Source organism: Prevotella sp. oral taxon 317 str. F0108 (genome assembly GCF_000162415.1).
Lineage (GTDB): Bacteria > Bacteroidota > Bacteroidia > Bacteroidales > Bacteroidaceae > Prevotella > Prevotella conceptionensis.
The window spans coordinates 499176-522299 of the sequence record NZ_GG740073.1; the positions used below are offsets into that span (position 1 = coordinate 499176).

19 protein-coding genes and 1 pseudogene are annotated in these 23124 nt (G+C 46.2%); 2 read left to right on the top strand and 18 right to left on the bottom strand.

Annotated elements, in window-relative coordinates; translation table 11 throughout:
• Positions 1 to 279 precede the first annotated feature (279 nt).
• Both HMPREF0670_RS17080 and HMPREF0670_RS17085 read left to right on the top strand, forming a co-directional pair.
• On the top strand, positions 280 to 438 hold the full coding sequence (locus tag HMPREF0670_RS17080) for a hypothetical protein (protein WP_009230765.1): 159 nt from the start codon (positions 280 to 282) through the stop codon (positions 436 to 438).
• 12 nt (positions 439 to 450) lie between these two features.
• A pseudogene (locus tag HMPREF0670_RS17085) lies at positions 451 to 588 on the top strand (helix-turn-helix domain-containing protein); the annotation flags it as partial.
• Positions 589 to 946: 358 nt separating this feature from the next.
• Here the strand turns inward: HMPREF0670_RS17085 and HMPREF0670_RS08560 are convergent.
• The 18 genes from HMPREF0670_RS08560 to HMPREF0670_RS08645 form a co-directional block, all read right to left on the bottom strand.
• On the bottom strand, positions 947 to 1876 hold the full coding sequence (locus tag HMPREF0670_RS08560) for a FecR family protein (RefSeq protein ID WP_009230766.1): 930 nt from the start codon (positions 1874 to 1876) through the stop codon (positions 947 to 949).
• Between the two features lie 12 nt (positions 1877 to 1888).
• Positions 1889 to 2470 (bottom strand): RNA polymerase sigma factor, encoded by a 582-nt coding sequence (locus HMPREF0670_RS08565; protein WP_009230767.1) that lies wholly within the window; start codon positions 2468 to 2470, stop codon positions 1889 to 1891.
• Between the two features lie 272 nt (positions 2471 to 2742).
• Positions 2743 to 3609: a PfkB family carbohydrate kinase gene (locus HMPREF0670_RS08570; RefSeq protein ID WP_009230768.1), complete on the bottom strand. Its 867-nt coding sequence runs from the start codon at positions 3607 to 3609 to the stop codon at positions 2743 to 2745.
• A gap of 52 nt (positions 3610 to 3661) precedes the next feature.
• A complete protein-coding gene (locus HMPREF0670_RS08575; RefSeq protein WP_009230769.1) occupies positions 3662 to 4891 on the bottom strand; it encodes an FtsX-like permease family protein in 1230 nt (409 codons plus the stop codon).
• Between the two features lie 6 nt (positions 4892 to 4897).
• Positions 4898 to 5233 (bottom strand): 30S ribosome-binding factor RbfA, encoded by a 336-nt coding sequence (gene rbfA, locus HMPREF0670_RS08580; RefSeq protein WP_009230770.1) that lies wholly within the window; start codon positions 5231 to 5233, stop codon positions 4898 to 4900.
• 33 nt (positions 5234 to 5266) lie between these two features.
• Positions 5267 to 6106, bottom strand: coding sequence for a glutamate racemase (murI, locus tag HMPREF0670_RS08585; RefSeq protein WP_009230771.1), 840 nt, complete (start codon positions 6104 to 6106; stop codon positions 5267 to 5269).
• A gap of 79 nt (positions 6107 to 6185) precedes the next feature.
• The gene (locus HMPREF0670_RS08590; protein WP_044077998.1) at positions 6186 to 6734 is read right to left on the bottom strand and encodes an OmpH family outer membrane protein; all 549 of its coding nucleotides are present in this window, start codon (positions 6732 to 6734) and stop codon (positions 6186 to 6188) included.
• A gap of 323 nt (positions 6735 to 7057) precedes the next feature.
• Positions 7058 to 7558 (bottom strand): OmpH family outer membrane protein, encoded by a 501-nt coding sequence (locus HMPREF0670_RS08595; protein ID WP_009230773.1) that lies wholly within the window; start codon positions 7556 to 7558, stop codon positions 7058 to 7060.
• Positions 7559 to 7939: 381 nt separating this feature from the next.
• Positions 7940 to 8452 (bottom strand): OmpH family outer membrane protein, encoded by a 513-nt coding sequence (locus HMPREF0670_RS08600; RefSeq protein ID WP_009230774.1) that lies wholly within the window; start codon positions 8450 to 8452, stop codon positions 7940 to 7942.
• Positions 8453 to 8565: 113 nt separating this feature from the next.
• Entirely contained in the window at positions 8566 to 11181 is a 2616-nt protein-coding gene (locus HMPREF0670_RS08605) for an outer membrane protein assembly factor (protein WP_009230775.1), read from the bottom strand.
• A 50-nt stretch (positions 11182 to 11231) separates the two neighbouring features.
• Positions 11232 to 11969: an isoprenyl transferase gene (locus HMPREF0670_RS08610; protein WP_009230776.1), complete on the bottom strand. Its 738-nt coding sequence runs from the start codon at positions 11967 to 11969 to the stop codon at positions 11232 to 11234.
• Positions 11969 to 12652 (bottom strand): DUF6089 family protein, encoded by a 684-nt coding sequence (locus HMPREF0670_RS08615; RefSeq protein WP_009230777.1) that lies wholly within the window; start codon positions 12650 to 12652, stop codon positions 11969 to 11971. The genes HMPREF0670_RS08610 and HMPREF0670_RS08615 overlap by 1 nt, the downstream gene beginning before the upstream one ends.
• A gap of 65 nt (positions 12653 to 12717) precedes the next feature.
• Positions 12718 to 14136, bottom strand: coding sequence for a DUF6242 domain-containing protein (locus HMPREF0670_RS08620; protein ID WP_009230778.1), 1419 nt, complete (start codon positions 14134 to 14136; stop codon positions 12718 to 12720).
• Positions 14137 to 15292: 1156 nt separating this feature from the next.
• Positions 15293 to 15778 carry an SMI1/KNR4 family protein gene (locus HMPREF0670_RS08625; protein WP_009230779.1) on the bottom strand — a complete coding sequence of 162 codons (486 nt, stop codon included), beginning with the start codon at positions 15776 to 15778 and terminating at the stop codon, positions 15293 to 15295.
• A 6-nt stretch (positions 15779 to 15784) separates the two neighbouring features.
• Positions 15785 to 16300, bottom strand: coding sequence for an Imm26 family immunity protein (locus HMPREF0670_RS08630; protein WP_009230780.1), 516 nt, complete (start codon positions 16298 to 16300; stop codon positions 15785 to 15787).
• A gap of 31 nt (positions 16301 to 16331) precedes the next feature.
• Entirely contained in the window at positions 16332 to 16694 is a 363-nt protein-coding gene (locus tag HMPREF0670_RS08635; RefSeq protein WP_009230781.1) for an SMI1/KNR4 family protein, read from the bottom strand.
• A 503-nt stretch (positions 16695 to 17197) separates the two neighbouring features.
• Positions 17198 to 17932, bottom strand: coding sequence for a hypothetical protein (locus HMPREF0670_RS08640; protein ID WP_009230782.1), 735 nt, complete (start codon positions 17930 to 17932; stop codon positions 17198 to 17200).
• A gap of 2 nt (positions 17933 to 17934) precedes the next feature.
• Positions 17935 to 23124, bottom strand: coding sequence for a DEAD/DEAH box helicase (locus HMPREF0670_RS08645; protein ID WP_198009290.1), 5190 nt, complete (start codon positions 23122 to 23124; stop codon positions 17935 to 17937).

A 23124-nucleotide genomic window follows, 5' to 3' on the forward strand; every position in this document is an offset into this window, starting at 1 on the left:
GTAAATGTATAGGTGGGAGATGAAAAAAAAGCCTCACCCCCAACCCCTCTCCAAGGGGAGAGGGGAGTGAATAGTAAGACTGAATATATTTTAGTTTAACATGTGCAACGTGTTTGCGAGTATATTTTTGATATATGGCAATATATATAATGGCGATTTGTTTGGTTGCGGTTAACTAATTGGTTATCTTTGCAATGTGCGCAGAACGCCACAAATATAAAAAAGAAGGTTATTTCGGACGATAAAGTTTCATCTTAAAACGATGTGAGAACTTATAAAATGAATAAGAAAAAGAAAGATGATGTGCAACTCACACCCATTGAAGAGCTTATTAAAGAAGATTTTGGGTCTGAGGGGACAGTGGAACGGACGGCCTTTGAAACAGGCGTAGACGCTTTCATCCTTGGTGAGTGCCTAAAAGAAGAGCGTAAGAAATAAGGACTTACACAGGCACAGTTGGCAGCAAAGATTGGTACGAAGAAGAGTTATATCTCACGAATTGAAAATGGACATGCTGATGTGCAGCTGTCTACGTTATTCGGAATCTTTGCAATACTGGGTAAACGGGTGTCCCTGTCGGTTTCTTAGGGGTGTGCTTTGCCCCTTTTTGTCCTCCAATAAATCAAAAAGCGACCCGCACAGCGGCCGACGTTCACGCCATTGTCTGCCAAGTGCGGGTCTGTGGAGCATGATGCTCCATTTCTTGTGAGTTGTTGTTCTGTGCTAGGAGTTAAGGAGTTATGGAGTTATGGAGTTATGGAGTTATGGAGTTAAGCCAATGGCTTTGCAGGCTTTTAAGGAGATTACAGGCTTGCCAGTTTACGATTTTCTCAGTGTAACTTACAGTTCTGTTCAAAGACCTATACTTAGCATCTTAATCACAAGAATAGTTTTCTTTTGATATTCAAAGCTATTGGCTTAACTCCATAACTCCATAACTCCTTAACTACAATCTGCGTGCTATCGTTACCACGCCATTCTTCACCATTGCTTCTGCTCCCGATATGTTGCAGAGGCTTGCGAGCACATCTGCTAAGGGCGCAGCCGTAACCAGCTTGCCGTAGAGCCGTTCGTTGCGCAGGCCGTCTTGCACCTTAAAGCGCATGCCGTAATAGTTCTCCAAATACTCCGTAACTTCTGATAAGCGCATGCCCTGCATGGGCAGCACCCCTTTCAGTCGGTCTACGTATGCGGCTGCGTTAACCTTTGTTTTCGATGCAAACTGCCCTTGGGCAATGTTAAGCCGTTCGTTGGGCAGCATGTTCACCTTATCTTTCGCGGTAGTGTTCACCTCAACGCGACCTTCGGCCAACACCACGCTGGCTTTATCTGCAGCATAGCTGTTAACGCAAAAGTGCGTGCCCAGCACGCGCACGTCGAACCCTTGGGCATGCACCACAAAGGGGCGGCTTTCTTCGTGAGCCACTTCAAAGTAGGCTTCACCTATTATATATATATCGCGCGTGTGCGCGCTAAAAGGCTTGGGGTATCTGATGTGGGTGCGCGAGTTGGCCGTCATGCGTGTGCCGTCGGGCAGGGTAAGGGTCAGGGTGTGCCCAGTTGGCACCGCCAGTTCTTGCATTACGCTTGCCGATGCGTTGGGGGTGTGCGCCGCTTGCTGCGCAATTGTGTTGCTGTTGCCTTGCAAATTAAGCCCCAACCACACGCCGCATGCCAGCAAAGGCACCATCACGGCAGCTGCCACGATCCACCAACGCTTACTTCTTCGTGCCCTGTCGGTTTGAATTTTCTCGTAAACGCGCGCCATGATACGCTCGCCAACAACGTTGGCGGGCTCAGCTCGACTGATGAAGTCTTGCAAAAGCAGGTCTTCTTCCGAGCCGTCAAAGCGCATGTCGTGTATGTCCCTGTTCATGGGCAAAGTGTCTTATTCGTTTTTTAATGCGCCGGCTGCGGGTTTTGTGCGTCTTCTAAGTAGCTGTCTCAGAGTCTGCACGGCCAGTCCCACGTGGTAATTAACCGTGGCGAGGGCTATACCCAGCATGTTGGCGATGTCTTGATAGGGCATTTTCTCTACCTTGGCCAAGAAAAACACGTACTTGCATTTGGGCGGCAAGGTGTCGATGGCGGCGTTGATGGCCGCCAACTCTTCGGCCGAGATAAGCGTATCGGCAGGCGTTTGCATGTCGGGGAAGGCGAAATCGCCCATGCCGAAGTGCTCCACGCTAATCTGTTTGGTGTAGTTTCGTTCGCGCCGCAGGTAGTCAACGCTCTTGTTATACACGATGCGTGTTAGCCATGCGCGCACGTTTTGCAGTTGCGTTAGCTTTTTGCGCATGCGCCATGCCTCCAAAAAGGCATCGCTCACCACCTCTTCGGCCATCTCTCTGCAACCCAATATGCCGTAGGCGTGACAATAGAGGGTATTTGAGAAACGGCTGATAAACCCGTTGAAGGCCACTTGGCTCCCTTGCGAGATAAGCACCAGTTGTTGATATAGTTCTTCCATAGGAGGCGTGATGGGCGCATGCTATGCTCGCCCTTTATTATCTAAGACGAGTGGTTTGGGGGTTGTTATAGGTTTAACGGGACAAATAAAGGATATTTAACAAAAAACGTTGGGCAAGCGAGACGGTTGCCCTAAGATGCCCAGGATGGCTAGAATAACTAGAAAACTTTGAGTAGCTAGTGATAAGCAAGCAAATCGGGTTAACCAAACTAAGTGCAGTTTGGTTAACCCGATTTAGATTTAAGTAGCCATATCCTAGTTCCTTGTTGTGCTTACGTTCCTTCCTCAAACCATTCTTTGTCGGGCATATAGGGACCTGTGGCCTCCAACTTGCGTGTGCACATGGCGGCAGCAAACTTGCCAGACTCGGCATAACTTAGGCCTTGGGCACGACAATAGAGGTAACCGGCTGAATAAGTGTCGCCACAGCCCGTGGCATCTACCAGCTTACGCGGTGGATAGGCAGGGATTTCGTAGAACGTTTGGTCGGCATAGATGAGCGAACCACCGCTGCCTAGGGTGATAACTACATCTTTAACGCCCCACGATGCGATTTGTTGAGCCACCGAACGCGGGTTGGTAAGCCCCGTTATCACCTCCATTTCGTGTTCGTTTAGTTTCAAAGTGTGGGTGTGTTTCAAAATTTTGTGCTTCTCTTCCCAGTCTACGGCCACCACCTTTTGTCCACGCACCTCGCGTAAAAAGCCTTGTGCATCGATTGAAATGCGTCCGCGTGTGGAGAGTTCGCGTACAAAATCGGCCGAGAAGTCGTCGTTGAGCAATGAGCCTAGGTGGAAAACCTTGGCCTCGACGCCGTTCATCTCGCTAATCTTAAAGGGTTCGCATTTGGACAACACCCGTTGTGTGCGTTTGTTTTGGTCACCTTCGTAGCGGTTTTCGAAGTACACAGAGTTGTCGCAAGTATAAGCCAATACGTCGATTCGTTCGGCGCGCATGCGTTTCACCTCTTCAACATCATATCGTCCAAGCTTGGTTACCAACTGATAAGACACCTTACGGGGTAGGCGTGCTATGGCATACGAGAAGTAGAAGGCTGTTCCGCCAGAGATAAAGGCCTCGTGATGGGGCGTTATTATCTTGTCGCGCGTGATGTGTCCAATACAGCAAATGTCGTTCATTGTTAGAGATAAGAATTGTTTTAGGAAATTATATATGAGACAAGGTTGGGGTCTAAGCTAAGAGTTTGCGGCTGAGATAGCGTACGGGATACCAAACTGAGAGCCAACCCACGGCTATGACGGTGACGAAAATCCACGCCACATCGGTATAGTGCACGCTTACGGGGTAGGCATTGACGATGAACGAGCCCTCGCTCTTGCCTAAACTCACTAGTCCGTATTGTTGTTGCAGCCAACAAAGCAGTAGTCCGAGGCCCACGCCCACTAGCGCGCCGACGGCCGAAATCATGCGACCCTCGAACAGGAAGATGCGCACAATCTGCTTGTCTGTTGCGCCAAGGTTGCGCAAAGTGGCCACATCGGCCTTCTTGTCGATGATGAGCATAGAGAGCGAACCCACGATGTTGAAACACGCCACTACCAAGATGAAGGTGAGAAAGATGTAGGCAATGGCCTTTTCTACGTTCATGATGCGGAACGTGTCTTCTTGTTGTTCGTATCGGTCGAGCACTTTGTACTTACTTCCTGCAATGGTTTGTATCTTCTTTTTCACCTCGTCGGTGTTGGCATTGGGCTTTAATTTCAACTCTAAAGCCGTAAGCATGCCTTGCATACCAAAGAGATTGCGGGCGAAAGAAACGGAAGTGAGGATGTAACGCTGGTCGTACTTGGCTTGTCTTACCGAGAACACCACGCCTGGCGAGAGCAACGAGTCGACAACGAAGCCCGAAGTGGGGTTGGAAATGTCGAATTGTCCCTCGCGGTTGGGTGCAAACACGCGCATAAAGCCGTTCCACCGCGCGCCCGTACCTAGTTGTTGGGCCAGTCTGATGCCCAACACGCCATATTGCAAGTTGGCTGCGCGCAAGGCGAACTCGCCGTCGCCGTATAGCAAATCGTTGATGCGCGTTAGCTGGGTGAAGTTGTCGTCTACGCCCTTGATAGTCACCATCGCTTGCTTGTCGCCGTAAAACACCAGGGCATTATCCTCTACGCACTCGGTGGCAACGTCCACTTCGGGCAGTTGTTTTATCTGTGTGAGCACCGGATCGTCGGTTGGTGCGTCCTTTCCTTTGGCTGGCACCACCTCGATTTGTGGGTCGAAGGCGGTGAAGAGCGAGGCCACGAGGTCGTGAAAGCCGTTGAACACGCTCAGCACGATGACCAAGGCCATCGTTGCAACAGCCACGCCCACCACCGAGATGGCACTAATGACGTTGATGGCATTGGTGCTTTTCTTGGAGAAAAGGTAGCGGCGGGCGATGAAAAGAGATACGGCCATGGGCGGTTATTTTTTTAGCAGCTCGTCTATTCGTTCGATATAGTCGAGACTGTCGTCGATAAAGAAACGCAGTTCGGGTATGATGCGCAGCTGATTATGCACACGCGTACCCAGTTCGTAGCGTATGGTTTTGGTGTTGCTTTCAATGTTTTTGAGCAATTCTTCGCCCTTTTCCGAGGGGAAAACGCTGAGGTAGGCGGTGCAGATGCTGAGGTCGGGCGACACGCGTGTACGTGTTACGCTCACCATAACGCCGTGCATCATTCGCGTTTGCGATTGGAAAATAAGGCTCAACTCTTTTTGCAGAAGTCGTGCGATGCGGTTTTGTCTTGTTTCTTGCATAGTGGGGTGGGGTGTTTAGAGTGATGTGCGTGGCTATTCCAAGCTAACGTGTTGGCAGTCTATTTGTTCGTGCAGAAATATCTGCGCATTCTCTTTGAACTTGTCTTTGTTCTCGGTGGTGAGGTAGCGTGCCGTTCCATGTTTGGTGCAAAGCGCGTCAATCTCTGGGTGTCGTTGCAGATATTGTTGCAAGCTGTTGGCCACATACTCGCCTTGTGGCACGATACGTACGCCGGGCGGTACGTGTTTCACGATGCTGTTCATCAGTAGGGGGTAGTGGGTGCAGCCAAGCACGATGGCATCTATCTGCGGATCGGTACGCAAAAGACTGTCGATGCGTTTCTTAACGAAGTAGTCTGCGCCTGGACTGTCGGCCTCGTTTGCCTCAACTATGGCTGCCCACAGCGGACAGGCCATGCCCTGCACCACAATGTCGGGGAACAGCTTTTGTATTTCCAACCGATAACTGTCGCTCTTGATGGTGCCTTCGGTGGCTAATATGCCCACGTGGCGGGTGCTCGTAAGACTGCCGATGCTCTCGGCCGTTGGTCGGATGATGCCCAGCACGCGACGTTTGGCATCGAGCGAGGGTAGGTCGCGCTGTTGAATGGAGCGCAGAGCCTTTGCCGATGCCGTGTTGCAACCTATTATGATAAGGTGACAACCTTGTTCGAAGAGTTTGACTACGGCCTGGCGTGTGAACTGATACACCACATCGAAAGAACGCGGACCGTATGGCGCACGGGCGTTGTCGCCCAAGTAGAGATAATCGTACTGGGGTAACAGTTGCCTAATGCCGTGCAGGATAGTTAGTCCGCCGTAGCCCGAATCGAATACGCCGATTGGGCCTGCTTGTTGTGGAAAGTTATTCATTCGCTATTGATGTAACGGGCCGTTAGGCGCCGAAACGACGCCCATTGCCCATAAGGATGTTGCCTAAGCAACGTGTGCATCACTTCAACTCGGCACTGATGGCGGCCGAAACGTTTTCGCCCAATGCGGGATTGAGGTAGGGCGCAGCGTTGTTGTCGGTGTTGAGGATGAAGGCCAAGCCCTTTTGTTCGCCCACTTTGGCCACGGCTTGGTTAAGCCTAGCTTTCAATGGAGCCATTGCCTCGGTCTCGGCTTTCTGCAACAGGCGTGCTGCCTCTTGCTTGAAGGCCATGTTCTTCTCCATCAGTTCCTGCAATTCGGCCTGACGTTTCATGCGGATGGCTGGTGCAAAATCTTTCAGTCCATCGAGAAAAGCCTCGTATTTGAGGTTGAACTCGTCGGTGGCGCGCTTCATTTCGGCCTGATACTTGCCGCGAAGGGTCTCGATGTTCTGCTGAATGGTTGCGTAATCGGGGGCCGACTGCAACACGTCTTGATAGCTGAAATAGCCAAATCGCAATGTGGCAGCACGCTCCGAGGGTGCATTTTGTGTTTGTGCGGTTGCATCTTGTGCGCCAGTTGTGAGGGCTGCCAGGAGCATTATGGCCGCAAAAATAGTTTTTTTCATATCGTTTGGTTGGTGTTTTCGCCCCTTTTGGAGCATCTGTTAGTATGGCGATGCGCTGTATCGGCTGTGCTTATCGGCACGGATACACCTTATAATATATATGCGGGCGCATTCGCGAAAAGGCTGAAACCCGCGTTTGGCCACGACAAGAAACGAGGTCAAACACGGGCATCAGTGCTTTAAGAGGTTGTGAAGGCATGGCCGTTCGGGGCGTTCGCCGTAGCGATGTGCCGGCAGAACGGCTTTGCATAGGCTTTCCTCTGCCCTGGTTTGTTTGCCAAAGTGCGCGATGCGCAGTCTGTTATAGGGCTTTGAGGGGCGCTTTACTTCATTTTGTTGAGCTGTGCTTTCACTTCTGCCGTTACGTCTTTGCTAAGCGTATCGCTGATGTAGGGGATGCCGGCCGATACGTCCATGATGTAGACGTAGCCGCCTGCCTTGCCCACAGCCTTAATGGCATCTACCAGCTTACCCGTGATGGGACCCATCTTCTCTTGCTGAGCCTTTTGCAAAGACTGCTGGTTGTCTTGATAGGTTTGCTGAATTTTCTGGTACATCTGCTGCAAGCTAGCCTCCGTTTCTTGTTGCTTGGTGGCGTTCATCGTGCTCTTGGTCTTCTCGTACTCATCGCTTTTGCGTTTCAGTTCTTCTTGCATGGCGGTGAGTTCGTTCTCGAATTTCTTGGCCGAAGCCTCGATGTCGCCCTTAGCTTTTAAGAATTCGGGCATGGATGCCATCACTTCTTGGGCGTTAACATGTCCGAACTTCTGTGCGAACATGGCCATTGGTGCGAAAAGCATCAGCATTAAAACTAGTTTCTTCATTGTTATAATTGTTTAATATGTTAATATTCGGGTCTATGAGTTGGTGCGTTTAGAGTTGGTGAGTTGGTGAGTTTGAAGTTTATGAGTTTGATGTTTTGAAGTGATAAGGGGTGCGAATGGCGGAAAGCAACATGGGTTTGGAATGTCAAGTAGCGAGCCTCGTTCATCAGTTAGGTTTGCGTGAGATGCCAAAAGATATGGCCACCCCCTCTACCGCTCATCCTCCTTACCACATACTACTTCCTACTTACTCCTTACTACATACCCCTTACTCCTTACTACATACCCCTTACTCCTTACTACATACCCCTTACTCCTTACTACATTCTACTTACTACATATTACTTACTCCTTCCTACTTCCTCCTTACAACTAACCTCACTAATTGGAATAGCCCAAACGTCCCAGCACTTCGTTGCTGATGTCTATCTTGGGCGACCCAAAGATGATGCCCGTATCGCTTGCCCTATCCAGCACTAGCGAGTAACCGCGCTGTTCCGAGAGTTCTTTTACAGCGTTATACACGGCCTCTTGTATGGGGGCAATCAGGCTTTCGCGCTTTTTGTAGAGTTCGCCTTCGGGCCCAAAGTATTTCTTTTTCAGCTCGCCTGCGTCCTTCTCTTTCTTCATAATGGCCTCTTGCTTGGCCTTGCGTTGCTCTTGCGAGAGGAAAACCACCTCGTTTTGGTAGTTCTTGTACATCGTCGCAGCTTCGTTCGAGAGTGCCTCAACCTCTGCTTGCCACTTTTTCGACACTTGGTTGAGTTGCTCGTTGGCTCGCTCGTAGGCAGGAATGTTCTTCATAATGTATTCCATGTCGATGAGCGCGAACTTCTGCGCATGGGCTGCCAGCGACACAATGGCCACAAGGCAGGTGATGATAAGTTTCTTCATAATCTCTCTTCTTTAATTTGTTGTTGTCAGCAAAAGGGGCGAAGGCTGGCCAAAACCGGTTTGGCCGAGCCATGTTCCCCAATATGTTTTAGACGTATACGACGTTAAAAGGTTTAGAACTCTTGTCCTAAGATAAAGTGGAACTGGCTGCCACCCTTTGTTCCGTAAACCTTGTCGAAACCGTAAGCCCAGTCTATACCCATAAGTCCCACCATTGGAAGGAATATGCGCACACCCAAGCCTGCACTGCGTTTGAGTTGTAGGGGGTTGAACTTGCGCGTGTCGGTCCATGCGTTACCCGCTTCTGCGAAACCTAATCCATAGATGGTGGTGTTGCCCAGCATGAAGGGATAGCGCAGTTCTAGTGCCATGCGCGTATAGGCGTAACCTTCTGCACCGTATGGCGTGAGCGAGCCGTTTTCGTATCCGCGCAAGCCGATTGTTTCTTCGGCATAGCCCGTTGAATAGCCGCTCATACCGTCGCCACCCATATAATAGGTCTCGAAAGGCGACTTCTTATAGCTGTTGTACGAGCCCAACAGGCCGAATTCAACGCGCGACATCAGCACAAAGCACTTTTGTCCGCCCGAAAGAGCCGTGTAAGTTTTCGACTTAAACTTCCATTTGTGGTACTCCACCCAGCGATATTTCTCCTGCTGTTCCTTTGCAAATGTGGGCGATTTTGGGTCGTTGGCCAAGTTGCGATAGTCTTTGCCGTCCCACTTAGACCAAGGTGGAGTTACGCTAACCGATGCCATGAACTCCGAACCCTTGCGGGGGAACATGGGATTGTCCGTAGAGTTGCGGCTAAGCGTAAGCCCCAGGTTGATGTTGTTGGCGTTACCATTGCTCATAATGAAGTAGCGCCAGTTCTTCAACATGTATCTTGTGTACGAAAGATCCATCGAAAGCACGAAGAAATCGTCGGGCCAACGCAACCTCTTGCCCCATCCCACAGATGCACCAAGCATCTGTATGTATTGGTTGGGGTCGTAATAGTTCTCGTAATTGTTGTAATAGCTGCTCCCGTAACCGTTAAGCGAGTTGTAATAGGCATAGCGGGAATTGTTGTTATAATAGTTGCTGTTTACGCCAGTTTGCTTAGAGTAGAACACGCTGACGTTGAATTGCAACGGACGTTTGCCGCCAAGCCAAGCCGTTGAGTAGCTGGCGTTGTACGATTGATAGTACTTACCATTGGTTTGTACGCCCAACGATAGTGTCTCGCCATCGCCAATGGGCAGCAGTCCGCGGCGCTCCTTGTTCTTGCCAAAGAGGTTGCGCATGGAGAAGTTGTTGAGCTTGAGACCAATCTTACCGATAAGGCCCGTCTGTCCCCAACCCAGTGAGAACTCAATTTGGTCGTTGCTCTTCTGCTCCAAGTTCCAGTTGATGTCCACCGTTCCGTCTTCGTAGTTGGGACGAACGTCGGGGCTAACCTTTTCTGCATCGAAGTGTCCCATCGTTGCAAGCTCGCGCGCCGAACGTTGCAATGCCTCTTTGGAGAAGAGGTCGCCCGGCTTTGTGCGCAATTCGCGGCGTACAACGTTCTCGTAAAGGCGGTCGTTACCATTGATGCGCACCTTGTTCAGGTGTGCCTGTTGGCCTTCAACGATGCGCATTTCAAGGTCAATAGAGTCGCCAACGATGTTCATTTCGGTGGGTTGCAGGTTATAAAACAAGTAGCCGTGGTTCCAATATTGGTTCCCAACCGCGTCTTCGTCTTCCGTTAAGCGCTTGTTCAGCAGCTTTTGGTCGTACACGTCGCCCTTCTTCATGCCCAGAAGTGCGTTCAGATAGTCGGTTGAATAGACGGTGTTTCCTACCCAAGTAACGTTACGCAGGTAGTATTTCTTACCCTCGTCCACTTTTATATGTATGTTCACATGTTTCTCGTCGGCGTTCCAAACTGTGTCTTCCAAGATGGTAGCATCGCGAAAGCCCAGCTCGTTATACTTCTCGATAAGTTTCTTTTTGTCGGCAGCCCAGCGTTCGGGGGTAAACTTCTTAGCCTTAAACAGCGACGAAAGCTTACCTGCCTCGTGGGTTTTGGCGAACGCACCCTTGCGCAAAAAGCCGCCCTTAATCTTTCTGCTAGACAGTTGTGCGTTACCTTCGATGATGATGTCTCGCACCTTCATCTTTTCTTTCTTGTCGATGATTACGTCGAGTATCACCTGGTTCTTGTTAGACACGTCGTCGCGTTGGCGAATTTCGATGTCGGCGTTCTTAAAGCCTTTGTCGTCGAAATAGCGTTTGGCCAAAATCTTGGCGCGGTCTATCATGTTGGGCGTAATCTGCGCTCCTTTTAGCAGTCCCAGCTTGTTTTCCATGTCTTCGCGTTCCGACTTCTTCAATCCAACGTAGTTGATAACCGAAACACGCGGGCGCAAGGCAAGGCTTACGTGCAGGTAAATCTTGTCGCCGACAATCGAGTCGGCCGAAATCTTCACGTCAGAGAACAGCCCATGCCGCCAATAACGTTTTACGGCATCGGTTATTTCGTTGCCGGGAACGGTTATCTCCTGCCCCACACTCAATCCGGATATGCCTGCCAGCATATAGTCTTCGTAGCCTTCGATGCCCGAAACGTTGATGCCGCCCAGCACCAACGTTTTGGGTGTACCGGCGTATGATATGTCTGGGTACACGATTTTGCCCTGTGCGGCGGCTTTAAGCCCGCACAAGCAGAGGGCGACAACAGGAAAAACCTTGCGTAATATCTTCATTTTTGGGTTGTTTTCTATCTTTATAAGTCAATATACTTCATGCCTGCCGTTCAGGACTCGCTTTCTACTTGCATGCCCGTTTTGCCGAATCGCCTTTGTCGCGCTTGGTAATTGGCGATGGCTTGGTGCAAGTCGGCCTCGTCGAAGTCGGGCCAATAGGTGTCGCAGAAGTACAGTTCCGAGTAAGCAATCTGCCAGAGCATGTAGTTAGAGATGCGCAACTCTCCACCTGTGCGTATCAGTAGCTCGGGGTCGGGCATGAAAGCAGTCTCCAATCGTTCGTTCATCAGCTCTTCGGTGATGTCTTCGGGCTGCAACGTTCCCGCTTTCACGTCGCGTGCGATGCTTTGGGCGGCACGCGTAAGCTCCCATCTCGACGAGTAGCTCAGTGCCACCACCATGGTCATTGCCGTGTTTTGTGCAGTGTGTTCCATGGTTTCTTGCAGTTTGTCTTGCACCGATTGGGGCAGGCGTTGTATGTCGCCCACCACTTGGAAACGCACGTTGTTCTTCATGAAGATTTCGTCTTCTAGCGAAGAGAGCACCAAACCCATCAGCGCGGCAATTTCCGTTTCGGGCCTACTCCAATTCTCTGTGGAGAAAGTGTAAAGCGTTAGGAACTTCACCCCTAGGCGCACGCACTCCGAAGTGATACGTCTCACGGTGTCCACTCCGGCTTGATGCCCGTAGCTTCTTTCCTTTCCGCGTTCCTTTGCCCATCGTCCGTTGCCGTCCATAATGATGGCAATGTGTCGGGGTATGCGTTTGATGTCTAGTTCTTGTTCCATTAATCGTCTTTGTTACAGGTTCTGCATTTGGGCATGAAACTATATGTGAGCGACAACGAGAGGGCCGAATAGCCGTCTTTGTTTTTGAACATGCCCACGCTGCGCACCGTATAAGGGTCGGCAACGCCGTCCAACTTGTCGCTCGTTGCAAAGTGCATGGCCCATTCCAGCCCAAGGTTCAGCCTCTCGGCTAGCTTGTATTTCACGCCCACGCCTAAGGATAGGTTGGCCGTTGCCACGCTTTTTTCGCCGCCGCTAACGTGGGTCAGCCCCATTCCGCCCATGATATAGGGTGTAAGGGGTTGTGCCCCGCGATAGTCGCGCCCTGTGCCGTAGGGCCAAAAGTTGTACTCGTAGGCCACGCCCACATCCACCACGCGGTGGTTAAAGTGGTAAGGCGAGGCGGCATAGGCTGGGTAATAGGTGCCGTTGTTTTGCGACGAACCTTTTATCTTGCCTGTAAAGGCGGCCAGCCGCAGGTCCATATAGGGGTTTATCACTCGCCGCAGAACTAGTCCGCCCATAGGCTGCGCCCCACGGAAGATGCCTGCATTGAAGTCGCCTAAGTAAGTAACCAACCCTAATGTGCCACCCGCCTCCATGAGATAGAGGGGGTCTCCTTGCGCCATTGCTCCGCTTGGGAGTGCGGCGAACAGCAACATTGCGAGCCAGTTTCTTTTCACCTTATTATATAAATACGTACTGTGCGCGGCTTGTTGCAGTTTGCCCTTGCCCCGCGTTTGTGGTGTTATTTATTTGTTGCCCAACCCACACTGTTCTTGCGTACGCGCCAAACTTTACCCGTGCCAGCACAAACCAACCAGATGTGGTTGTCTTTGTCGGCACCCATTGCAAATTGGGTGGTGTTCTTTGCTATGTCGGTGGGCATTGTATAAATGCGGTTGGTGCGCCACGACAGCCCGCCATCGGCACTCACATACACGTTTTTCAACGCCTGTACGCTGCTGCTTGCGCCCATACCTGCACCGCCCACGGCCAAGAGAACCGGCCCATGAACCACTACTTGCAGGTTAGACATGCGCGGAAGTCGCGGCTCTGCCTCCAAACTATTGTAGTAAGCCCACCTTTGGGTAGAGCTTGTTTGTCCGTATTCGAACACCTTACCCCACACAACGGGTGCGGCATCGCCGGCGTAGTCGGCCTCTTTGCGGTTGCCAAGTAGCACCACTTGTTCGGTTTTATCGCTTGCCGAGTGGTTCCAAACCACCATGTTGAAATCTTGTTGCGGCAGATAGCCGGAGCTTGCTGCCAACGTTTCAAGTACAGGCTCTGACGTTCCAACCTTTGCCAAGTACAGGGTGCTAGTGCCTTTAAGCAGATGTAGCCCCGCATTAGATGCGCCCAAGAGGTGCGATATGCCTGCGGCGTTTACGCCGAAGTCGGTCCAAGTTGTGCCATCGGTTGATTGCCACACCCTGTTTCCGCTCAACACGTATGCCACGCCATTGAAACTAACGGCGTTTTGCCATGCGTTGGCATCGGGCGAGAACGAAGGCGATAGCTTTGCCCACGTCTTTCCGTCGGCGATGGGCGAGCCATAAACCACCGTTCCACTGCCAGTAGAACCGAAAACCAGCACCATCGACCCCGCGTTTGCTACGCGCATGCCTTGCATAGCGGCGAAAGCAGGCACCGTGGCCAACTGGTTCCACTTAAAGTCGTTGGGCTTTTGCTTGTGCACACGCACGTCTACGGTGTATTTCTGCGAGTACTTTTGCGAGTTGCTGTACACAACGAACGTGCGCTCGGAGGTAAAGTCCACCGAGTCTTGCCCGTTTTTATAGTACGCAGTAGAGTCGCTGGTAAGGCTTTTCAGCGTAACCACGCCTGCGTTTCTGGTAGAGAAGGTGCCAACAATCTTCTTTTGGTTCACGCCGTAGGGCAATGAGTCGAGGTTGTACACCCTTTTGTTTATCTGGTCGATGTAGAAAACATATTTCTTGGCATCGAGTTTTCTATAATATACACTGTCTTTCTTGCCGTCTTTTGTGGTGGAATCCACCCTCAAACTTAGTTTTCCAAGGGTGAAGGCCGTGATAGCCGTGTCGTCGTAATAGGTGATGTCTCTGGCATCGTCTTTCAGACAAGATGCAAAAACAAAACCAGCCGAGAACAGCAAAGCAAGAGACCATCGCATTTTTTTCATTCCGCTTTTGAATTAATTTAGCTGCAAATTTAGTGAGAATTCCTCAAATAAACTGCGTTTTGTTCGCTTTATTGTGCAAAATATGATAAACGCGCTGCTTTTTTAAGGTATTTTACGTGCTTTGGCGGTGGCAAGCGATGGGCGGTGTGCCACATGCGTGCCTAGACTTTCGGCTTTTTGTATAAGGTAAACAAACTGGATGATAGCAGCTTGTTGAGTTTGTATGTGTTAAGAAAAAACCATTGGGCTTGATGTTTTCTTTGAGCATGTCGACAGCAGTTACGCCATTTTTCAGTGCCTTCCTATCCCTAAACGGACAATCGAGTTCGTTTTTTCAATCTTTTCCCCAAATTAGCCTTTTAGTTAATTTTAGTGCATATATTTTACAAAACACACTCTGCCTGGCACACCATTCTAGCGAAATTTTAGGTTGAAAAGCGTGCTTTTTGCAGCATTTTTCAGCTTTACGCAATTCTTTTTCAGTCCATTTTTGATGGTTTTGCTTGCATTTAGCACCATTTTACCATTCTATTTGGTTGCCTGCTCTCTTTTTTTAAGGCTCTAAAAACTGTGTTTTTACCACTAAAACACCACTTTTTCATGGTTATTTTGTCCCTTTTAGCCATGTTTTTAATGGTTCTAAGAGGTTTTGTTTATGCGATTACAGTGTATTTTTATGCTTTTCATCTTGCATTTACCAGCATTTTGCCTTGCGTTTAGCAGCAAAACGCCCTGCATTTAGCGGCATATTGGCTTGCGTTTTGCACCAAAACGCACTCCATTTTGCACCAAAACGCACTACGTTTAGCACCAAAACACACTCCATTTAGCGGCAAATAGCCCAAAAGTAGGTGCAAGTAGTGGTTTCTTTAAATAAAAATTTATTTTGCCGCATGCGCACGCTAACCCCTTTTTGCATCAAAACAAACCTTCGCGAGAATTGATTATTTGCGGTGGAGTGAGCAGTTGGTGGGTAAAACAGGTACCTATAATGTTAAAATTTGTACTGAAAAGACTACAAATAATGTTTGTTGGGTGGGATGATGAGTCAACTAATTGGTGGATTGAGTATTGTGGAAGGTTGTGCAAAGGCGAACATCAGTAAAGCCTTTTGTTGGCTATTGTGAGGCTGTTAAGAGTAGCTAGGCGCTGGGCATTAGTCGTCGTAAGCATCGCCAAGCGATTGAAAGCCCTGTTCTGTCCAATACAAAGATTGTCCTTTGGCGTGGTATAGGCTTTGCAACAACTCGGTAAAGCTTTTGGCAACAACCGCTTGCTCGCCAGCAACGCCATGCCTATCCCAAAAACTATCGTAACAATATCCCTGTTTGTTTTTTGACAAGTCGATGGTTATATATTGCGAGTGGTTGTCGTGCGCAATGATAAACCAGTTGTGGCTTACGTCGTCTGCCACGTCTTCTCCCACAATAATGGGGTTAGCCCTTTTAAATTCAGCAGCACCAACGATTTTTATTGGATAATGGGCATCGTTGAAAAGCGAGATTGAAGAATAGTTTTCAAGAAAGTAACGTAAGTCTTGCGGTAAATGCAAAGGCAATTTGGCCGCAGGATGTGACAGTTTAGAAACCGCACAACTTTCGTTGTATTCTATTTCTGTTAGAATATTGATAAGGTCTTCCATATGTGTTTACTCTTTTTTATTGCTTGTATGGGCAGGTTGGTTGATGGCTTTTAATATTCTATTTTCCAAGTCGATAGGAAACCAAACAATAGAAAACTCATGGTGTTTAAATTCTTTTCTTGTAATGGGCGTCTCTTCTTGCGTGGCAAAATTCCTCAAACGAAAGTCTCCATCAACACCAAATATCATTCTTAGACTATCGTAATTTGAGTGTTTATACTTGTCGTAACAGTCTGTTTTCCCGATTATGCGCCACCGCTTTTTTATAATGCCGTCCCAAAATATTTGCAATGGAGCAAACAACACGCCCGAATTTTCTATTTCGTTAATGCAGGTTTGAGCGGAACCAATCTTCTTAAAAATCTCTACTAAGACCGAGGAGCTGGTTTCTATTACTCTTCCAAAGGCAAAGTCTTTATCTAAATCTTTGTCGGATAGTTTTACTTTTAACTTCCAATCGTCTTTGGGCATGAATAGAGGAATACAAAATATATCCCCTGCATGAACGACAATCTTATTCATTGTTTAACTTTTAGGGTGTTTGGAAAGTAACTTATTGAAACTTATTAATCAGTTCGAAGATGTCGCTTGCAGCTTTATTCATCTGCAATGAGCCTAATGCGCCTAAATCGTTAGCGTATATTGAATGGTCGTTGGGCGTATTTGTGCTTATGAAATAGCCCATGTCTCCATCTTGTCCAATCATCAAATAATTGGGTTCGTAGGCTCGTACCTCATAAGTTTCGTTCCTTTCCTCTATGTCGGAATAAGAAAACAGGCCTATCCCAGAGCCTTCCACCTCAAAGACGTCGTCCGCTTTGATGTGGCACAGGAAATCAAAATAGGGCTTGGGAAAGGTTATTTTCAACCTTTCTTCCAGTTCAATAACGTTCTTCTTTACGCTTACACAATCCATTGTTGTTGCTGTTATAAGTAAAATTGGTGAGGTTCGGACATGATGCAATGGGCTTAACGGCCGCTTGTTAAGTGCTAACGCGTATGACAATATTACTTGCTGTAAGCAGAATTTACGTTGAAGTTGTCTTGGCTTTCAGTATTTTTATAAATTGAGAGGAGTTTATTATCTTTGTGATGCTAAACCAAGATAAACATTCCTCTCATGTACGAAGTACAGGACAAAGCTACAATGGCCAATTGGGCTAAAATATCTCTGAGGTACTTCCAGAATTGTTCTCGGAACTTAATACCTCGCCCTTGTCGGTATCGGGACTTTTTCTCAACGCAGTTGTAGGTTCCGACGCAGAACAGTTCTGGCGGGGATGCCACAAACAAGAGGTAATTCCAAACGTTGTCTTTAACAAACGCAGAGGAAAGCAAAGGGAGGAAGAGTTCCTTGATAAATCGCTGTATAGCTAGAAGTTTCCATTGTCTGCAAGCACATTTAGAGCCTGATGATGGCTACTTTATTATAAACTGCAAAGCAGCCAGGATGAGAATGCCTGCAATTAGCATCCAGCGATTAATATTGATATTCTTAAGATTATCCGCATGCTGATCAGAAATTTGCTTGCATAATTCCTCTATATCCCTCTGGTTTTTGGTTATAGCTCGGTTTAATTCTTCTGTTCGTTCTGAGAGCCTACTGAACTCTTTGCTCATAGAATTAGTGAGCATAGTCATATCGGCATCGACTTTCTGTGATAGCTGACCATACTGTTTGGAAATATTTTCAGTACTTTCCTGCAGTTTATTATGAATGGAATGCACATCTGCAGAAATCTCGTCCTGTCTGGTCTTTAATCCAGAGGTTATTTCTATCGATTGTTCCAACTTCGTTTGGAAAGCACTTAATTCTTCATTGCTTTTTGCAAGTCTATCATTTTGTGAAACAAAATCAGTAAGTATGCTAGAAGAATTTTTCTTGAACTCTGCAATAATGGTATTACAAGAGGCCTCTATAGAGGTAACAGCTTCTTTTATTTCTGTTACTTTCTGAACTCTCATCTTAGCAATTTCCTCTTTCAAGAGGATAGTCTCTTGCAAAACAGCATTTACAGAAGCAACATAACCATTCACTACATTCTGAAGTTGTGAACTTGCATTGATTGTGTCTTCAATCTGTTCCTTTGCAGAGTTAATGTCCTGGAGATTCTTCTCGAGTCGCTCCAATGCAAGATTTATATCGTATGCCATAGTTATTTATTTAAATATTTCTTCGTTATCTTATTAAAATTCTCTTCATGAATGAAAAGCATTATTGCATCTTTACCTTTATTCAGGATTTCTTCCTGAATGTAAGCATCATGTACTTTTGCACAAAGTTTTTCATTGAATACTTCTAGTACGTTCCACATGCCATATCCCATAGTTCCATAAAGTGACATAAAACCTTCTATATAACTGTTATAAGCTGTTGCTTTTAATGTTTCATTGTTTCCTACACCAAGGAATGTGATGCAATAAGTAAGTAACAACTGAAGTGCAGCATTTTCAGGATGAGCACGCAGGCAAAGCAATGTTGCACCATAGAGATGTTTGACATTGTCGACCTCGCTGCCAGAGCCATCTTCCGTCATGGCCCGTATATATTTCTCTACGACCTCAAAGCCATCCAGTCCCTGTTCGTCGGTGTCCTCCATAAGCGAATAGTGCCTATCACCAAACTTGTAGCCTTTGCGTGCATATTTAGAGTTGAAGTACAGGTGAATGAACTCCTTTAGCCAATCATCATTGCCATTTTTATATCGCTCGGTGATACTATCTTCGCAAGCAATACGCATATCATCAATGGCACGATAACGCTTCTTCTCCAAGTTAGTATAGACAAAAGCCGTCAGATACCCTAAACACTTATCGAGGTAGTTACGTCCTTTCTGATTGTCGATTTCAGCAACTTTCTTCTCAGCTTGCTCCGAAGAGTAATATTTCTTGAAGAAATCAAACATACACTGTTGGAACTCTTGGTCTGAACGATTACGGATTTTAAGCTCATAAGTTTCTGACAGATAGTCTATAGTAACGTCCTCCACCAGACCTATACAACAAAGTCGATAGATGGCCTTATCGGTATCATCTTTGTCTCGTTTCCGGCAAAAGAGAATCTTTAGTTTTTGATATGTAGCCTCGTCAGCATGATAACGTAACCATCTTGAATCGTTGGAACAGTTTGCAATCTGAGTAAGTAAATCGTTGAAGTTTCCTATCTTATTTAGTTGTAGTGGTCCATATCTGTTTTCATCTATGTTATTCCAGTTTTGTTTCTGAGCAATATTTGTAATTTCGGCTTTCAGCATTGCCTTGAAATCATCTGGGGATTGTTTTATTTGATTTTCCCATGAAACCGTTACATAGACATACCCATCTTTGTCAGCTTGAGACATTGCGCGGTAAATTCCTTCCGTTAGATTGTTTCCACCATCCAATGGTGTGAGAAGGTCTTTAGCAGAATGGTCTGAGTAAGTTTTCAGGATGTTAATAAGTGCATTTGTAATTTTCGAACAGATCTCATCTTCAAAGCCTATATAATTGTATGACGGACGCAACGTATCCAAGAAGATAAAGCCATATTGCTTTGCATTTTCTTCCTTTGAGAAGATAGTTATTGCATTCTTTAATTGATTCACTTCCAGGCAGATGTCATCATTACCCATGATCTCACGTAACTTCCCTTGAATCTCAACGACATAAGTTGGCTTTATATTCAAAAGGCGATCAGTCATCTCATTAAGAATAGCTTTCTCCTTCAGTAAGCCTCTAAATGAATTATTATGGAACCATAGGTCGATACCTTTATCTACATTCTCAAGATAACCATTCCTGTGGATTATTTCGGTAATCGTTTGAGCTTGTTCATCCGTAGCCCCTTCTGCCTTACAAAAGTCAGTGAAATCATTGGACAGAATATACCGGTCATTATATTTTTCAAGCCAACGGGGGTCATCCTTTCCCATATAGAAACGGATGTCATTAATTTTATCTATCGTCAGATGGATATATTCCGTAGGTTCGTAAAGAATATAAGAAATAGCATTTTTCTTGTCGCGCCCACCACGTCCAGCTTCTTGAACATAACTTTCTATGGATGAAGGGTGGTTTATGTTAATGGTAAAGCGAATGTTGGGTTTGTCAATACCCATACCAAAGGCCTTTGTGGCTATCATTACATTTATGTCATTATTATTGAATGATGACATATGACCAGAAGGTTGGTCACCACCCACGAAAGTACCTATCTGCAAGTAATCTTTTTTTGATCTAAGTACTGCTGAGATACCTTCTCGAGTTCCCCAGTCATTATTGTTCACTCCAAAGGTTCCTTTGGCATGGGGGCAGAAAATGATTCCTGCATAAGGGTATTTGTTTTCTTCGTCGGAGGTATAGAAGCACTCTTTTTCGAAATTTTCCAGCGCACATTCCGAGTTGTGTATGTTCTTTTCTTCGAGTTGCGAAGGTATTGAATCGAGAAGCAGAGACATCTCTTCTATCTTAGCTTTCGCTATGACATCTTTCATGTCCCACTCATCAACACCCGCTTTCAGCAAATAAGGCTGTTCAGACTCTTTTAACGAATCAAAGTCTGCTTTTACCTCTATGACACGATAGGCCAATTCAGGACGCGTATCATTTTCTGGGCGGACAACAGCTTCGCTGTCAATTGTTAGATTACCACCTAAAGTAAGTTCCCGTTCAACGTCGGCTAACACGTCAAAAGAGGCCGTTGCCGTAAGTCCGATGATAGATAACGGACGTTTGGACTTCGTATGCATGAAGTTAATCATATTTCTTCCCAAATGAAGATAGGATGTGCGGAAGTCATGTCCCCATTCTGAGACACAATGCACCTCGTCTATGATACCATAAGAGAAATATACATGATTCTTCTTGGTCATAGAAACTAGACTTTCTCGGAAGTTTGGCATCATAAATCGCTCAGGAGATAGTAACATAAACAGTACTGCTCCCCTCTGCAACATATTCAGCTTGTCGGCTTTTTCCATACTACTCATGCTACTATTAACGCATTCGCAGACATCAATTCTAATACTGCGCAATCCCCTAACTTGATCAAGCATCAATGACACTAATGGGTCTACTACAATTGATACGCCAGGTTGTAATATGCATGAAATCTGATAGGTTAGTGATTTTCCACCACCAGTAGGAAGTAGTCCGATAGTTGTTCTATCTCCCAAGGAATGACTAATAATAGGCAACTGTCCTGGCCGGAATGAAGGCTTACGGAATATGTCATGTAGGAAATAAGACAGAACCTTTTCACGCTCCGGTATATTAACATATTTACCCGTAGTATCTTTGACCACCAACGGCGGATATTGAATGCTCTCTGCAGAACAGATGGTTCTATGTCTCTTTTGATAGTGAGAAGAACGAACTATATAAACAGCATCAGCTTTGATATTAAGTGGAAGGGCATCGATGTTATCACGCAATAACATAGAGATATCCACGCAAACATCAAAATGCCTGTGTGGTATCTCTAGATTAACTTTCTGCTCTAAGTGTAAGGGTGAATCGGCAAATTCAGCTGTAGAAACAACGCTAAGATTAATTTTGGGCAAAGGATTACTTTTCCCTGATAGAGAATAGATGTTCTTTATCTTTTCTTGTAGAACCTCTACGGCTATCGCCGCACAAGGCACGTCGCGTTCTACAACTGCAACATTCCACTCAGTAGCGTTTTTCTTAAGACATCCTGCCATTAAAGTTTCTATTAGGACTCGTTCAAGTCTTGCTATTGCCAATGGGCTAAGCACAATCTGGAGTGTATCTTTCCACGCCCCAGACAATTCTTTTCTGCTATTCTTTTCTAATATCTGCAGATACTGATTAGCTGATTCCTTTTCTCTCCAGTTGTGTAGAAAAGAGATGTCCTTTAACACCTTTATGTGGTATGTATACCATCCTTGTTCTGTGGAACTACTATCCCGTTGTTCATCACGATGTCGTTGAAAGATATTACTATGATAGACCTTTGCATCTTTCTCTATTATAAAGCCTGTACGAGACTCACCGTATGGTATATTCATGGCAAAGTCCACGCGTTGTTCTTTATGAAAGTTTCTGTCAGGAATTTCTATAATTGTAGAAAGAGGGCGCAGGGGTTCAAGAACCTGTATCAAATACTCATTTTTGCAATCCTTTAAGGTCTGTTCTACGAAGCTTTTTTCAAAGCTACTTTCCAACATATCTCCATTATAGCATTCAATATTAAAACGTGGGTCTACAATGTGTAATGCTTCATAGATTTGTTGAGCAGAAATAGAATGTTTTGAATCATAATTGAGATTTGCTCCTTCTACAGGTTTTTCTGAAACACCAAACAAGTCTGAGAACGTATCTTCTAAAAAGATAGGAGCTTTCGTTGGAAGACCACGAGAAATAATGTTTGCAAGTACGGCAAACTGGGCATCGAATTTATCATACACTCCCAACTGAATATTTGATTTTACATCAAAAACGGATAATGCACGATAAAGACTCTCTGCTTCATTAGAATATTCAAAATCTAGATATTCTTCAGCTACCGAATCCAAAACATAACCAGCAAAGAACTGATCTTGTTTGTGGGACTCCTCAATACGTTTTCTAATATCCCTAATAGCCTCTACACGTTCGAAAGCCTTATCAAATATGCGCAAAGAGATTGTCCATTGATTTAACCATTCTCCTTTATCCTTGTCCATTATTGCAAACATCTCGTCAGGATCAGTTGCAGCAATGAACTCGCCAATCCGTCGTGAATTTGAATAATATGGACCTATACAGATGAAAGTATTGGCTGCATTAAACGATTTTTGAAAAAGATAGATGAATTTAGCCAAGTCAAAGCCTTCTACATCCAAGATATTACTGAATAAATGGATTTTTCTATAATTAGATTTTTCAAAATCGTCCACACATAAACTATCAAAATCTTTCGTGATAGTTCTAACAGTATAATTAGGATTAATACAAGCAACAACTTCAGAAGCACGTTTAACTGCTGCTTTAGATGGCTCTATAAGATTAATGTTCAATAACTTTGGTGTAATCTTATGGGAAGATAGAAAATCTAAAAGACATATAGTTGCTGTACCTTGCCCACAACCCCAGTCATAGATTTCAAACTCTTCTGTTAGTAATTGCGCAAAATTGGGTATAGCATCAGATGCGGCTTCAAGCTTAGCTTTGTGCATCTTCCCAAAGCTATGCAAATACATATTCAAGTGGTTCTCATCGTCCAATACCCCTTTACCCCTATCCAAGTCATGGTGTAGCTTGTCGCGTTCAGCTCGATTCGCCGGGAGAAGAGATTCCGCAGTATCTCTCATTCCAATGAATGATAAATTCCCTTTTTCCTTAAACAATCGTATAAAGTCAGACAT